This is a genomic window from Pedobacter humicola (genome assembly GCF_056490705.1).
In genome coordinates this window covers 803,126-818,144 of the sequence record NZ_JBWJIG010000001.1, presented here as the reverse complement: position 1 = coordinate 818,144, position 15,019 = coordinate 803,126, and the positions used below count along the sequence as shown (strand labels likewise).

Here is a 15,019-nt window from a genome sequence, read left to right as displayed (position 1 = left end):
AGGGAGGTAGAACTTAGGTTTTACTTCCCTTTATTGGTTATATGACTTTATGAAAATGAATTTTCTTACATGATGTATTGATTGATACTAACATTCAATAAGATTAAATTTATTTTTAGATAATGTATACTCAATACTGCAATTTTCTATATGAAAATTGCAGTATTGAGTATATCAAATATTGGGATAGTTTTTTAAACTACTTTATTATTTAGTCGATATCGGTTGGTAATGGTTATTGAAATATTTCACTACCGTTTTTGCAGTCTAAAGTGAAAGGTTCATAAAAAACAGCAGGACTACCAAATGGGAAAGTTCCTGGTTGACCCAATACAGAAAATTGAACATAACGGTTATCAATACTTTTCCAATAAACGTCATTTCTGTTTGTATACTGTGATTCAATAGCATAATGGGAAAACTCACTTCCAGAATTATTAACGATTGATAGTGCAACTTGAGGATTACTCTCAAGACCTTTAGATATACACATCACCCTATCGAAATGTTCTATATTTGAGAGTCCATCAAAAAAATTGATGTTCATATCTACTGGATGGTCAAGTATATCAAATAGATCATTTGTTAAGTTATTATATGATATGCCTAAATAGGGTGTGAAACCGGTTTCTGGAGTAAATCCAGGGGACATATTGACACCTCGATATGTGCCGAAAACGTTTTTATGTTCTGCCATTCCTTCAAGTGAGGCAAAGCTTTGATATCCCAAAGCATCTGAGTGTAAATTGTATAATTTTACTCTAAAAAGAAGCCTTCCTCGATCTTTATAAATAATATTCCAGCCTCCTATCGCTGGATAAAAGCTGTTATGCGAAGGGGCTTGAGCAACTAATGGATCGAGTTCAGTTGAAGCCAATTCTGATTTACTAAGTCGTTGAGCTTTTTCATAAGTATCCACCTTAAATGTTTTCATGCCCTTCTCTCTGAAGTATAAGTAGTCGTTGCCTACTTTAACAAATCCATCTTTATTTATAAGCTTGGCTTCAATTATACCCGAACTATTTAATCTGTAACTATTCTCTGTAAATATAAGTGGACCATCATATTTTTCCTGGAGTTCTGAAAAGCCTTTAAAATAATTTTCCTTTGATTCCTTTTCAAGTTCATTCAGCTCTTCGTTAAATTTTTCATAAATAGTTTGCTGGGAGGTGAAGTTAAGTGACTTTTCCCATAATCGTCTTTGACTTTTATTCATTCCACTCACAGCTTTATAATAAGCTATAAAAGTTGAATAATCTTTAAATGCCAAATGATCTTTTTCTAAAGTTACTTCGGATCGTTCAACCTTTTCACTAATTGCGTTTTGCTTTTTACATGAGTAGGTAGCTACTGCAAATGTAATTAGAATTAAATAGAGTTTATTTTTCATAGTATTTTATTTTACTATGAAAGTAGTATAATTATTACAAATTATATAGTTATAATACTAGTTTTTTGTGTATTATTATATTTTACAACTTGTAGTTGTTGTTTTTTGTTGTTGATGTGGAAAATATATAAAATTCAGTTTCTTTAAAAAAAAATGCCCCATAGAAGTTAAGCTCTAGGGGCAATCTAATTTATGATAATATCTTTTAATATGTTATCACCTGTTCTTCTAAATGTTCAGGTAAATCCCTATAGTTGTATTTTTGTCCTCGTAACTGAGGTTCAAAACCAGCAGCTTTGATCGATTGCTGGATACCATTTGCGGTAAAACGGTGTGGTGCACCTGCTGCTGACACCACATTTTCCTCAATCATGATCGATCCAAAATCGTTTGCACCTGCATGCAGACAAAGCTGTGCGGTTGCTTTACCAACAGTTAACCAACTGGCCTGGATGTTTTTAATATTTGGCAACATAATACGGCTCAAGGCAATCATGCGGATATATTCATCAGCAGTTACGTTGTTGCTAATGCCGCGAAGTCTTTTTAATAAAGTGCCGTCATCCTGGAAAGGCCATGGAATAAAGGCCAAAAATCCGTTTGCATCAGCAGGTTTTTCGCTCTGTACCTGACGGATCCATACCAAGTGCTCAAAACGTTCTTCGATAGTTTCAACATGGCCAAACATCATCGTTGCGGATGTGGTAATATCCAATTGGTGGCAGGCACGCATTACATCCAGCCATTCCTGTCCGCCGCATTTTCCCTTCGAGATTAAACGCCTCACACGGTCGTTTAAAATTTCGGCACCGGCACCCGGTAACGAGTCCATTCCTGCTTCCTTTAAAGCTTTTAATACCTCAGTATGCGTCATACCTTCGAGTTTTGCAACGTGTGCAATTTCAGGCGGACCTAAAGCGTGCAGTTTTAAATCTGGATATAATTCTTTTAGTTTTTTGAAAAGATCAGCATAAAAAGATAAACCCAAATCCGGGTGGTGCCCACCTTGTAATAACAATTGGTCTCCACCTAAACGAAAAGTTTCTTCAATTTTTACCTTATAGGTTTCGATATCTGTGATATAACTTTCGTCGTGGCCAGGCCTACGGAAAAAGTTGCAAAATTTACAGTTGGCGATACAAACGTTTGTGGTGTTTACATTGCGGTCGATCTGCCAGGTTACTTTACCACTGGGCACCTGAATTTTTCTTAGCTCATTCGCCACAAACATCAAAGATGCCGTATCAGCATGATGGTATAAATGTACACCTTCTTCGAGGCTTAAAAAATCAAAATGTAATGCCCGTTGCAGTAAATCGGCTGTATTCATAATACAAAGATAAGGAAAAGGGCTGGAAGGTTGAAGGTGTAAGGTTTGAGGTTTGTAAAAAAATGTATAGGTTGTTGAGCGGAAAGCGGCTGGCGTGCAAAATTGCCATTATCCATATTCCATCTCACGTATCAATTTACATCTTACATTGTCCATCATTTGCCATTTTACATTCTCTATCATTTTCCATCTTTCAGTTTGCCTTAAAATAATATCTTTACGGTTCTAAAAATAGATATGGTAGATTTTAATCGTTTTACACTGGCCAATGGCTTAAAAGTTTTGGTGCATGAAGATGCAACAACTCCAATGGCAGTTTTAAATATTTTATATGATGTGGGTGCCCGTGATGAGGATCCTGAAAAAACCGGTTTTGCGCATTTATTTGAACATTTAATGTTCGGCGGATCGGTAAACATCCCCAATTATGACGAACCCTTGCAGCGTGTGGGAGGGGAGAATAATGCTTTTACGAGCAATGATATTACCAATTACTACATCACGCTGCCTGCTGAAAATATAGAAACCGCATTTTGGCTGGAAAGTGATCGTATGTTGAGCCTGGCTTTTTCTGAAAAGAGTTTAGACACACAAAGAAATGTAGTAAGTGAAGAGTTTAAACAGCGCTATCTTAACCAGCCTTATGGTGATGTGTGGTTAAAATTGCGTCCATTGGCCTATAAAAAGCACTCTTACCGTTGGGCAACCATCGGAAAAGAACTTTCGCATATCGAAAATGCAACGATGGATGATGTTAAAGCATTTTTCAAAAAACATTATACGCCACAAAATGCAATTTTAGTAGTGGGTGGGAATGTGAAAACCGAAGATGTGAAAAAACTTGCCGAAAAATGGTTTGAACCTATTCCAGCTGGTGATAAATACAACCGTGATTTGATTCAGGAAGAACCACAAACCGAAGCCCGACAGGAAACCGTAAAAGCAAAAGTACCTTTAAATGCGATTTATATGGCTTTTAAAATGCCGGGGCGATTAAATCAGGATTATTATGCCTTTGATTTATTATCTGATATTTTATCGCGCGGCCAATCTTCCCGTTTATATAATAGTTTGTTGAAGGAGCAAAAACTGTTTAGCGATATCAATGCCTATATTTCGAGCAGTTTAGACCCCGGTTTGTTTATTGTTGAAGGAAAATTAGTAGAAGGGGTAACAACCGAGGCTGCAGAAAAAGCAATTTGGGCAGAACTGGATAAATTAAAGACCGAACTGGTTGCTGATGCCGAATTAACCAAAGTAAAAAACAAAGTAGAATCGGTACTGGTGTTTTCGGAAATGAGTTTGTTGGATAAAGCGATGAACCTCGCTTACTATGAGCTTTTGGGGGATGCCGCTTTACTCAACCAGGAAACAGAAGAATTTTTAAAAGTAAAGGCCGAAGATATTAAAAGGATTTCTAACAAAACTTTCAATCCAAATTCATCATCAACTTTGTATTATTTAACCGAAGAAAATGCTTAACAGACAACAGGCACCTGATTTTAAGCAGGTATCAACTATAAATTTTATCCATCCTGAAAAAAAAGTATTGGACAACGGTGTTCCCGTTTTTACCATCTATTCTGGAGAACAGGATCTGGTACGTATCGAATTTATTTTTGAAAACGTAAACTGGAAACTCGAAAAACCATTGCAGGCCATTGCGGTGAGTGCATTGATCAACAATGGAACAAATAAATTAACCTCAAAAGAAATAGCCGAGCAAATTGATTTTTATGGTGCGTTCTTTCAAACAGAATACACTCAAGATCAATCGTCGGTTACGCTGTATACTTTAAATAAACACTTACATTCGGTGCTGCCGATTGTAAAGGATGTTTTATCCGAAAGCCAGTTTCCACAGCATGAACTTGACATTTACATTCAGAACCAGAAGCAAAAACTGCAGGTTAACCTGAAAAAGAACGATATTCTTTCGAGAAAGGAATTTGCACATGCTTTATTTGGCGATACCGCTTATGGTGTAAATATAAAAGCCGAACATTACGATGCCCTGAAACGCGAAGATCTGCTTGATTATTTTAAAGCCGCATACGCACCAAATAATTGTACGATAATTGTTTCAGGCAAGTTTGATGATGCCAGCTTTAACCTGCTCAACGGTACCTTCGGACAGAAGTGGGAAAAAAGCAATGCAGTAAAGAACAGTTTCAATTTTACAAGCACAGCAAAACAGTTTGTTTATACAGAAAAACCTGATGCACTGCAATCAGCCATTCGTATCGGTCAGCTGGCGATTAACCGCAAGCATGAGGACTTTTCAGGGCTTCAGATTTTAAATACCGTTTTAGGTGGATACTTTGGCTCACGTTTGATGAACAACATTCGGGAAGATAAAGGCTATACTTACGGAATCGGTTCCGGGATTTCTTCATTACAGCAAGCTGGTTATCTTTTTATCGCTACAGAAGTGGGCGCTGATGTTTGTTCGGCTGCTTTAACAGAGATCTATAAAGAAATAGAGCTGCTGAAAAGTGAACCGATAGGGGAAGAGGAACTGAATCTGGTTCGAAACTATATGTTAGGGTCGATGTTGGGCAGTTTGGAAAATGTGTTCTCACATGCCGATAAATTCAAAAACATTTATTTTGCCGGTCTGGATTACGATTATTATACAAAGTATATAGCGAAAGTGAAAAGCATTACTGCAGAGGAGTTATTGGCCTTAGCCAATAAATACCTCAATACCGAGGGCTTTACCGAAGTGGTGATTGGGAAGAAATAAGGATAAATAAACCCTCAAGAGGCCGTCATTTCGAGCGGACCCGATAGCTCGGGTGCAGCGAAGTCGAGAAATTTGTCAAGATAGATCTCTCCATTCCACTGCGTTTCAGTCGAGATGACGACTTTTTATAGTAATTTACCGGTATTGGCAAAGATATGCCGTTTGAACATTTGCTTTTACTTTGAATGATGAATTTGCAGGTACTTCGAAACTTTTGCCAGCTATAATGTTTTGCCATTCTGCATCATCAGGCAAAAGAGCGACTAATTCACCCTCAATCACATGCATAATTTCTTTTTGAGCGGTACCAAAGGTATATTCTCCCGGATTGATAATGCCAATGGTCGATTTTCCTTCAGCGGTTTCATATCCTAACGATTTAACGTTGCCATCAAAATATTGGTTTTCAGTGATCATATTCTTTTATAAGGTTTTTGCTAAAACGGCTGCCTGAAGGATATCTCTACAAAAACAGTTTGTCTTTTAGAATAGGTTCTTAGCATTGTTGCAATGATAAAAAACATTCCTGAGTTTTTGTCAAAGATTCAGAAATTAACTGAGCATCTCATGCTATAGTTTTGTTTGTAATCCTTCTCCGTTTATTATACTAACAAAGATTGTCAGCCAAGCTTAATATTTAAGCATTTTTATCACTATGCTTTTATTTTCGCTCACTTTTCGTATCTTTGCCTGGCAAATAATAAATCCTAATTTATTTGCTATGCAACTCGATTCCACAAAGTTTATTGCCACAGGTTTAACATATGACGATGTACTATTAGTACCAGCATATTCAGAAATTCTGCCCCGTGAAGTAAATACATCCACTTTTTTAACAAAAAAAATCAAACTTAATGTTCCATTGATTTCCGCCGCAATGGATACGGTAACAGAAGCAGAACTTGCCATTGCCATTGCGCAAAATGGCGGAATTGGTATGTTACATAAAAACATGACTATCGACAGACAAGCTGCTGAGGTACGCAAGGTGAAGCGTTCTGAAAGCGGTATGATCCAGGATCCGGTTACTTTATTGGAGACTGCTGTTGTAGCTGATGCTTTCAAAATTATGAAGGAGCATAAAATTGGCGGAATTCCGGTTGTAAGCAGTGATAATAAATTGGTTGGTATTATCACCAATAGGGATTTACGTTTCCAAAAGGACATGAAAAGACCAATTTCTGAGGTTATGACCAAAGAAAATCTAATCACCGCTCCGGAAGGCACAACTTTGGTTCAGGCTGAAGAAATTCTTCAAAACCATAAAATCGAGAAACTTCCTGTAGTAAGCAAAGATGGTTACTTAAGTGGTTTAATTACTTTTAAAGATATTTCGAAAGTTAAAAATTATCCTGCTGCATGTAAAGATGAACGTGGCCGTTTACGTGTAGGTGCTGCGGTTGGTGTAACTGCCGATACGCTGGAAAGAGTTGATGCCTTGGTTCATGCCGGTGTTGATGTTATCACCATTGATACTGCCCATGGTCATACCAAAGGTGTGGTTGATAAATTAAAAGAAGTTAAAGCAAAATATCCTGATTTACAGGTTATCGTTGGAAATATAGCAACAGGTGCTGCTGCAAAATTCCTGGCAGATGCAGGTGCTGATGCCGTTAAAGTTGGTATTGGCCCAGGTTCGATCTGTACTACCAGAATTATTGCCGGTGTTGGTGTTCCTCAATTATATGCAGTTTATGAATGTGCCAAAGCTTTAAAAGGTACCGGAGTACCTGTTATTGCCGATGGTGGTATTAAACACACGGGAGATATTGCCAAAGCAATTGCCTCTGGAGCAAGCACGGTAATGGCTGGTTCGTTATTTGCAGGAGTTGAAGAATCACCTGGTGAAACCATTATCTACGAAGGACGTAAATTTAAATCTTACCGTGGAATGGGTTCAATTGAAGCCATGGAGCAAGGTTCTAAAGACCGTTATTTCCAGGATGTGGAAGACGATATTAAAAAACTGGTACCAGAAGGTATTGTTGGTCGTGTACCTTTTAAAGGTACTTTGGCTGAGGTGATGTATCAGTACATCGGAGGTTTACGTGCAAGTATGGGCTATTGTGGAGCAGCAAATATTGAAGCATTGCAAGAAGCACAGTTTGTACAGATTACGGCAGCTGGTATGCGCGAGAGCCATCCACACGACATTACGATAACTAAAGAAGCACCAAATTACACCAGATAAAGGTGAAGGGTATAGATTTATGGATTTAATAATCTGATTAGGAGGGTTTTAATAACTCAAAATCTTTAAAGAAAACTAAGCATAGTATCTAAAGGCCCATTTAAGGGATTTAGCAGTAATTACAACGGGGCATCGTTTTACGATAGCCCCGTTTTGTTTTTAAAACCTGCGGGGTTTATGTAAAATCTGCGAAGTCTCAGACTTAATAAAATATAAAAATCACAAAATAAAATTTGGCAGCTAAAATTTTTTAATATATTTGTCGACTAAATCTATAGGATTTATATAATAATTATGAAAATAAGTCAAAAATCACGCTCGTATTGTTGTTGTAGCCATTCTAAAACAGTAATCGAATATTTTCGAACGCGATTAATCAACAACATTTAAACAAACTATATAACCAATCATGAACAAAAGTTTACTCATTCTCTTTTCATTTTTACTTTCGGCAAGTTTTGCCATTGCCCAAAATCCAATAACTGGTATTATAAAAAAATCTGGCGGCGAACCGGTACCCCGTGCAACCATAAAAGTTAGAGGGACTAATATTACCGTAAGTGCCGATGACAACGGTGCTTTTAAAATTGATGCAAAACAGGAGCCACCATTTTACCTCCAGGTAAGTTCGGTAGGTTATAAACCACAGGATTTTCAGATTTTAAGATATCAGGATACACCGATCGAACTGGTTTTGGTAGAAAGCGCCCTTTTAGATGAAATCGTGGTCACCTCACGCAGACGTTCGGAGGTTTTACAGGATGTGCCCATTCCAATTACTGTAATCGGTGGGCGTGCGGCAGAAAATGCTGGTGCATTTAATGTTAACCGTTTAAAAGAATTGGTACCATCTGTTCAGTTATATGCTTCCAATGCGAGAAACACAACTCTTAACATCAGGGGTTTAGGTTCAACTTTTGGATTAACCAATGATGGTATCGATCCTGGTGTAGGTTTTTATGTAGATGGTGTGTATCATGCACGTCCGGCTGCAACCTCAACTGATTTTCTTGATATCGAACAGATCGAAATTTTACGTGGTCCGCAGGGTACTTTGTTTGGTAAAAACACTACAGCAGGTGCATTCAACATTACCACCAGCAAACCAACTTTAACGCCAAGTGCAAAGGTAGAAATGAGTGTTGGTAATTATAACTTTATCCAGGCTAAAACATCTGTCTCTGGTGCCCTGGCGAAAGATCTTGCTGCAAAAATTTCGATTTCAGGCACCCAACGCGATGGTACCATCTGGAATACCAGGGAAGAACGTAAATATAGCGGACAAAATAACCTTGGCTTTAAAGGCCAGTTGTATTATACCCCTTCAGAAAAATTACAGGTATTGTTAAGCGGCGATGTGAGCATTCAACATCCGGCAGGCTATCCATTGGTAATTGCCGGTGTAGCCACAACTGAAAGAAGTGCGTACCGCCAGTATGCGAAGATTGTTTCTGATTTGGGCTATCAGCAACCAAAAATCGATCCTTTTTCAAGAGAGATCAATACCAACACCCCCTGGAGACATAATCAGTCGATCGGTGGTATATCCTTAAATGTTGATTATAAAATCGGTAATGGAACGCTTACTTCTACTACGGCATGGAGATTCTGGAACTGGGATCCTACAAATGACCGGGATTTCTCGGAATTAGCAGCTTTAACAAAATCGCAGGGTACTTCTCGTCACGATCAATACTCACAGGAAGTAAGATACGCAGGTAATCTTAGTGATAAGCTAAGTGGTGTAATTGGTGTATATTTCTTGGGTCAGAATTTAAAAGGTTTGGCACAAACAGAAGAAGTAGGTAAAGATCAATGGAGATTTGTACAAACCAGTAATACGGGTAGTCAGGCTTTATACTCAACCCCGGGTTTATTGGATGGCTTTGGTATTAAAACCAATTCAACTATCAAATCCCTAAGTGCAGCTATTTTTGCACAGGTAGACTGGGAAGTTTTAAAGAATTTGCACGTTTTACCAGGTTTAAGGTATACTTATGATAAAAAAGATGTTGATTATGACAGGGTAACCTATGGCGGTTTACAAACTACTGATGCTGCATTATTGGCACTTAAAGCCGCTGTATATGCAAATCAACAGTTTACAACCAAGGTGGATAACAACAATTTATCAGGAAACTTTACGGTGTCTTACCGTCCTACACATAATTTGAATGTTTACGGAACCTTCTCAACTGCTTATAAACCGGTTGGTGTTAACGTAGGTGGTTTACCAACAACTTCTACCGGAGAAGCCGATTTATCGGTAGCTGTGGTAAAACCAGAATATGTTCAACATTATGAGTTAGGAGCTAAAACGAAACCGTTTAAGGGTGCCATTGTAAATATCAGTGCATTTAATACGGATATTAAAGATTACCAAACCAATGTGCAGTCGCCACAATTGGGGGTAAACCGGGGCTATTTGGCCAATGCCGAAAAAGTGAGGGTAAAAGGATTGGAAATTGATGGAACTTATCAACTGGAAAGATTCTTAACTTTAAATGCGGCTTTAGCTTATCTTGATGGCAAATATGTTAAATTTACCAATGCACCGCTTCCATTAGAAGAAACCGGCCATACCGAACTGGTAAATGGCGTAGCTACACAGGTAGCATTTAAAGATGCTTCGGGCGGTAGATTACCGGGGGTATCTAAATGGAATATTTCGGGTGGTGCTGAATTGAGTACTGCAGGCAACCTGGCTACTAAAGAAGGCAGGTATTTTATTGCAGGTGATGCCAGTTACCGATCAGAATACTCTTCAAACCCTACACCATCGAGCGTATTAAATGTGAAAGGGTATGCTTTATTTAATGCAAGATTGGGATTCAAATCGGATAAGTTCTCCTTATTTGTTTGGAGCAGGAACATCGCCAATAAAAACTACTATGAACAATTACAGGCTGCAGCCGGTAACTCAGGTTTATATGCAGGTGTACTTGGCGATCCAAGAACTTATGGCGCAACAATTCGCTATGCTTTCTAAAATCGTTTAAATCATATTATTTAAAAGGGAGTGGTGTAATGCTGCTCCTTTTTTGTTTTATATGCCCAGCAAAACCTAAAAGGTTTGTTAGACAGACCTATAACAGCTTTGTGCAGAATTAAAATTTATAGAAAGCCGATAAAGTCTTAACTTCGGTAAATTTTTAACGGGATGAATAAGCTTAATTCGGTTTGTGTATATTGCGGATCAAACTTTAATGGAGATGTTGTGTTGCGCAATGCAATTAAACAATTGGCAGAAACGCTGGTAGAACAACAGATCAGATTGGTTTACGGAGGTGGCAGTGTAGGAGTGATGGGCGTACTGGCTAATGATGTATTGGAGTTGGGTGGTTTGGTTACAGGAGTAATTCCTCAGTTTTTAATGGATAAGGAAGTAGGGCATAAGGGTTTAACCGAAATGATCGTAACAGAGAATATGCACCAAAGAAAACAGAGAATGGCTGACCTTAGTGATGGTTTTGTGATTCTACCTGGTGGTTTTGGTACGCTGGAAGAATTTTTTGAAGTGCTTACCTGGTTACAGCTCGGTTTACACACTAAACCTATCGGTGTATTAAATGTAAATGGTTTTTACGACCCTTTATTTGCCCAAATGGACATGATGGTACAAAGTAAATTCTTAAAACCGGCCAATCGTGATCTGGTCTTTAATGAATCAAATCCCGAAACGCTGATCAGCAAAATGGATGATTTTTCTGCAGTTCCTGATGAAGTTTGGTTTAGAGAGCGGAATCTGAGTTAGAAATTAGCAAATATTAAGTAGTACATAGCAAGTATCGAGTTTAAATAATAATTATTAATTCGCCAGACGCAAAATGCCTGGTGCTCAAATATATATCACAATGCAAATCATTACCTCCCACGCAGAATTTGAACAATACCTTGGCAAGGAATTAGGCGTTTCTTCATGGCACACCATTACACAGGAACAGATTAATAAGTTTGCTGATGCCACATTAGACCATCAGTGGATTCATGTTGATGAAGAACGTGCACAAAACGAAGGTCCTTTCAAGGCAACTATTGCACATGGCTATTTAACACTTTCGTTAATTCCTTATTTATGGAAAGAAATCGTTGATATCCAAAAGCTAAAAATGGAAATCAATTATGGGATCGAAAGTTTGAGGTTCGCCCAGGCAGTTACCGTAAACAGCAAAGTGAGGTTAAAAGCTAAACTGGCCTCCATTATTAATCTTCGTGGCGTAACCAAAGTAAATATGGCTATCGAAATGGAAATTGAAGATCAGAAAAAGCCTGCGTTCAGCGGAGAAGTGGTTTTCTTGTATCATTTTGTGAATTCATGATTTACGAGGTAGCGCATTGTTGATTTTTAACGTTTAAATAAGAAAGCTATGCGCTCATGATAAAAGCCTTAAAATTTCTAAGTTTTATTTTAGTGAGTCTGTTCGTGCTATCCTGCCTAAGGAAAAAGGTACAAAATGATGGGGCTAATTCATTTTTACCCATGCATATTGGTAATTTATGGTTCATGAACGCTCAGTCTTATACCGAAATCCAGGATACTGTTAGGATCAATAAGAAACTTTTTTATAAGTTTTATTCTTTGATTGGTGGCGACGCAAGCAGTACGTTTTATCTCAGGATAGATGAGCAGAATAAATTAGTGGAGAGTTATCCGGATGATTCTTTAAAAACTTATGTAAGGGCCGATTTTAATGCGAAAATGGGCGATAAGTTTTTTACTACCGGAGAAAAGGATGAAAATGATAACGAAGTAACCGTAGTTCAAAAGTCGGATTCTATCATGACCTTTTCTTTTGATCCGGTTTATCACCCGAATTTAAAAGGAAATTCTTCACAGGTAAAATATATTAAGGGAAAAGGCTGGGTAGATAACTTTAAAAAATTGAAAATCAATGGTATAGTTTACCAAAATTAGCCTTTGTGGATCTTTCTATAATCAATCCTTATCAAATTTCTTTTTTAACCTACTTACGACGGATGGATTTTCGAGTTCCTCCAGGCTACTCAGTTCAAGCTCTAACGCCTTGGTACTGATCTGGATTTCAATCAACGAGATCACAAGGGAGATCATGAAAAATATTAAACTCAATGCAAAAAGGATTTCGGCAGCGGTATTCCACTCCAAATAAATAAAAAACATACAAAAAAGACAGCTCGCAAAGCTGAGTACTCCAAAAGCCTGCATATTTTTAATTAATCTTAACCTGTACCGTAAATTTTCAATCTGTTTATGTAGGGCTGAATTTTTATCTCCATCCTCATATTTCGACTTTAAGCTTCGCACTAAACTTGCTAAAGCCAGAAAACGGTTGGTATAGGCCAGCATAATTAAACTAATAGCCGGAAATAATAGCGCGGGAATATTGATGGTGAGTTCCATTTTTAGGATTTAATCAAAAATATCATTTTAAACGGACATCTCTAATATTAACCGCAAAGGACGCTGAGTTTCTACAAAGAAATTTAATATAATCAAGGCATAACCGTGTTTTTTAGTTGTTTTTCTTTGTGTGCTTTGTGGTTAAAAAACTTTGTGCACTTTGCGGTTAAACTAATGGTAGACCAGAAACCGTTTTGGTCAATACTGTTTTTCTAAAATTAAATTTAAATTGCCTCCATGAATATCGAATTCAATAAAAACGAGGATGTGAACAAACAGTTGGTATACGAACTGAAAACCAGACTCAAAAAAATATATTTAGGCGGTGGCGAAAAAAACGCTGCCAAACAAAAAGAAAAAGGAAAACTTTTGGCCCGCGAGCGGATTGCATACCTGATCGATAAGGATTCTGATTTTTTGGAAGTAGGCGCTTTCACTGCTGAAGGTATGTATGCAGCACAGGGTGGCTGTCCATCAGCAGGAGTAGTTTGCGGCATTGGTTATGTAAGCGGAAGGCAATGTATGATTGTGGCTAATGATGCTACTGTAAAAGCAGGTGCCTGGTTTCCAATGACAGCGAAGAAAAACCTTCGTGCACAGGAAATTGCCATGGAAAACCGTTTGCCGGTCATTTACCTGGTAGATAGTGCAGGCGTATATTTACCGATGCAGGATGAAATTTTCCCAGATAAAGAACACTTTGGCAGGATGTTCCGCAATAACGCCATCATGTCGTCGGAAGGAATTGTACAGATTTCGGCTATTATGGGGGCTTGTGTGGCTGGCGGGGCCTATTTACCCATTATGAGCGATGAGGCCATGATTGTAGATAAAACAGGCTCTGTGTTTTTAGCGGGATCTTATCTGGTGAAATCGGCTATCGGTGAAGAAGTCGACAATGAAACTTTAGGCGGTGCAACCACACATTGCGAAATTTCTGGTGTTACCGATTATAAACATCCCAACGATCAGGCATGCTTAGATAGCATTAAAAACATCATGAGTATGTTGGGTGCGCCTCAAAATGCAGGTTTTGATCGGATTAAACCAGCTAAACCTAAAGAAAAGGAGGAAGAATTGTACGGCATCCTCCCAGAGAACCGCGACAAACCTTACGAAATCATGGATATCATTAACCGTTTGATTGATGGATCCGAATTTGAAGAATACAAAAAAGGCTACGGACAGAGCATTGTTTGTGGCTTGGGCCGCATTGACGGTTGGGCCGTTGGTATTGTAGCCAATCAGCGTAAAGTGGTGAAATCAAAAAAAGGGGAGATGCAGTTTGGTGGGGTAATTTATTCGGATAGTGCTGATAAAGCGAGCCGTTTTATCATGAACTGTAACCAGAAGAAAATCCCATTGGTGTTTTTACAGGATGTTACCGGTTTTATGGTGGGCAGCCGGTCGGAACAGGGCGGCATTATTAAAGATGGGGCCAAAATGGTGAATGCCGTAGCCAATTCTGTTGTGCCCAAATTTACCATTGTATTGGGTAATTCGTACGGCGCTGGTAATTATGCCATGTGTGGCAAGGCTTACGATCCAAGATTGATTTATGCCTGGCCAACTGCAAAAATTGCTGTAATGGGTGGTTCGCAGGCAGCTAAAACTTTATTGCAGATTCAGGAAGCCTCGCTAAAAGCAAAAGGGGAGGTGATTACACCAGACAAAGAAGCTGAACTTTTAAAAGAAATCACCGATAAATATGATAGCCAAACCACGCCATACTATGCCGCATCCCGCCTTTGGGTAGATGGAATTATCGACCCACTGGAAACGAGGAAGGTGATTTCGATGGGCATTGAGGCTGCCAATCAGTCGCCAATCACGAAAAAATTTAATGTTGGGATTATACAAACTTAGGTATCATATGCTCGAAGATGTGACTATCTGGCAGCTGCCATTTTTAACAACCTTAGCCCCCGATTATATCAAGTTTTGAACCTTGTGGAAAGATTACAAGAACAATTAATATTATA

General features: G+C 38.3%; 12 protein-coding genes. 8 read left to right on the top strand and 4 right to left on the bottom strand.

What is annotated here, in order from left to right; all coding sequences use genetic code 11:
• Window positions 1–235: 235 nt before the first annotated feature.
• Window positions 236–1,390: a hypothetical protein gene (locus AC04Q1_RS03475; protein ID WP_478361833.1), complete on the bottom strand. Its 1,155-nt coding sequence runs from the start codon at window positions 1,388–1,390 to the stop codon at window positions 236–238.
• A gap of 205 nt (window positions 1,391–1,595) precedes the next feature.
• Window positions 1,596–2,720, bottom strand: a complete 1,125-nt coding sequence (locus tag AC04Q1_RS03470) for a CofH family radical SAM protein (RefSeq protein ID WP_055905235.1) — start codon at window positions 2,718–2,720, stop codon at window positions 1,596–1,598.
• Window positions 2,721–2,957: 237 nt separating this feature from the next.
• Here AC04Q1_RS03470 and AC04Q1_RS03465 point away from each other — a divergent pair, with 237 nt between their 5' ends.
• Window positions 2,958–4,202: a M16 family metallopeptidase gene (locus AC04Q1_RS03465; RefSeq protein ID WP_478361831.1), complete on the top strand. Its 1,245-nt coding sequence runs from the start codon at window positions 2,958–2,960 to the stop codon at window positions 4,200–4,202.
• Complete coding sequence (locus AC04Q1_RS03460; RefSeq protein WP_478361830.1) at window positions 4,195–5,466, top strand: M16 family metallopeptidase; 1,272 nt, start codon at window positions 4,195–4,197, stop codon at window positions 5,464–5,466. The genes AC04Q1_RS03465 and AC04Q1_RS03460 overlap by 8 nt, the downstream gene beginning before the upstream one ends.
• A gap of 135 nt (window positions 5,467–5,601) precedes the next feature.
• Here the strand turns inward: AC04Q1_RS03460 and ppnP are convergent, their stop codons facing one another.
• A complete protein-coding gene (gene ppnP, locus AC04Q1_RS03455) occupies window positions 5,602–5,883 on the bottom strand; it encodes a pyrimidine/purine nucleoside phosphorylase (RefSeq protein WP_478361828.1) in 282 nt (93 codons plus the stop codon).
• A 304-nt stretch (window positions 5,884–6,187) separates the two neighbouring features.
• Between ppnP and guaB the strand changes: the two genes are divergently transcribed.
• The 5 genes from guaB (at window position 6,188) to AC04Q1_RS03430 (ending at window position 12,572) form a co-directional block, all read left to right on the top strand.
• Complete coding sequence (guaB, locus tag AC04Q1_RS03450) at window positions 6,188–7,657, top strand: IMP dehydrogenase (protein ID WP_478361826.1); 1,470 nt, start codon at window positions 6,188–6,190, stop codon at window positions 7,655–7,657.
• A gap of 409 nt (window positions 7,658–8,066) precedes the next feature.
• Window positions 8,067–10,646, top strand: a complete 2,580-nt coding sequence (locus AC04Q1_RS03445) for a TonB-dependent receptor (protein WP_478361823.1) — start codon at window positions 8,067–8,069, stop codon at window positions 10,644–10,646.
• A 171-nt stretch (window positions 10,647–10,817) separates the two neighbouring features.
• Complete coding sequence (locus AC04Q1_RS03440; RefSeq protein ID WP_478361821.1) at window positions 10,818–11,411, top strand: LOG family protein; 594 nt, start codon at window positions 10,818–10,820, stop codon at window positions 11,409–11,411.
• A 100-nt stretch (window positions 11,412–11,511) separates the two neighbouring features.
• Window positions 11,512–11,976: a MaoC family dehydratase gene (locus tag AC04Q1_RS03435; RefSeq protein WP_478361820.1), complete on the top strand. Its 465-nt coding sequence runs from the start codon at window positions 11,512–11,514 to the stop codon at window positions 11,974–11,976.
• 185 nt (window positions 11,977–12,161) lie between these two features.
• Window positions 12,162–12,572, top strand: a complete 411-nt coding sequence (locus tag AC04Q1_RS03430; RefSeq protein ID WP_478361818.1) for a hypothetical protein — start codon at window positions 12,162–12,164, stop codon at window positions 12,570–12,572.
• A 21-nt stretch (window positions 12,573–12,593) separates the two neighbouring features.
• On the opposite strand, the gene AC04Q1_RS03425 is transcribed toward AC04Q1_RS03430, so the two are convergent.
• Window positions 12,594–13,037 (bottom strand): DUF2721 domain-containing protein, encoded by a 444-nt coding sequence (locus AC04Q1_RS03425; RefSeq protein ID WP_478361816.1) that lies wholly within the window; start codon window positions 13,035–13,037, stop codon window positions 12,594–12,596.
• 237 nt (window positions 13,038–13,274) lie between these two features.
• Between AC04Q1_RS03425 and AC04Q1_RS03420 the strand changes: the two genes are divergently transcribed.
• Window positions 13,275–14,903, top strand: coding sequence for an acyl-CoA carboxylase subunit beta (locus tag AC04Q1_RS03420; RefSeq protein ID WP_478361814.1), 1,629 nt, complete (start codon window positions 13,275–13,277; stop codon window positions 14,901–14,903).
• Window positions 14,904–15,019 lie beyond the last annotated feature (116 nt).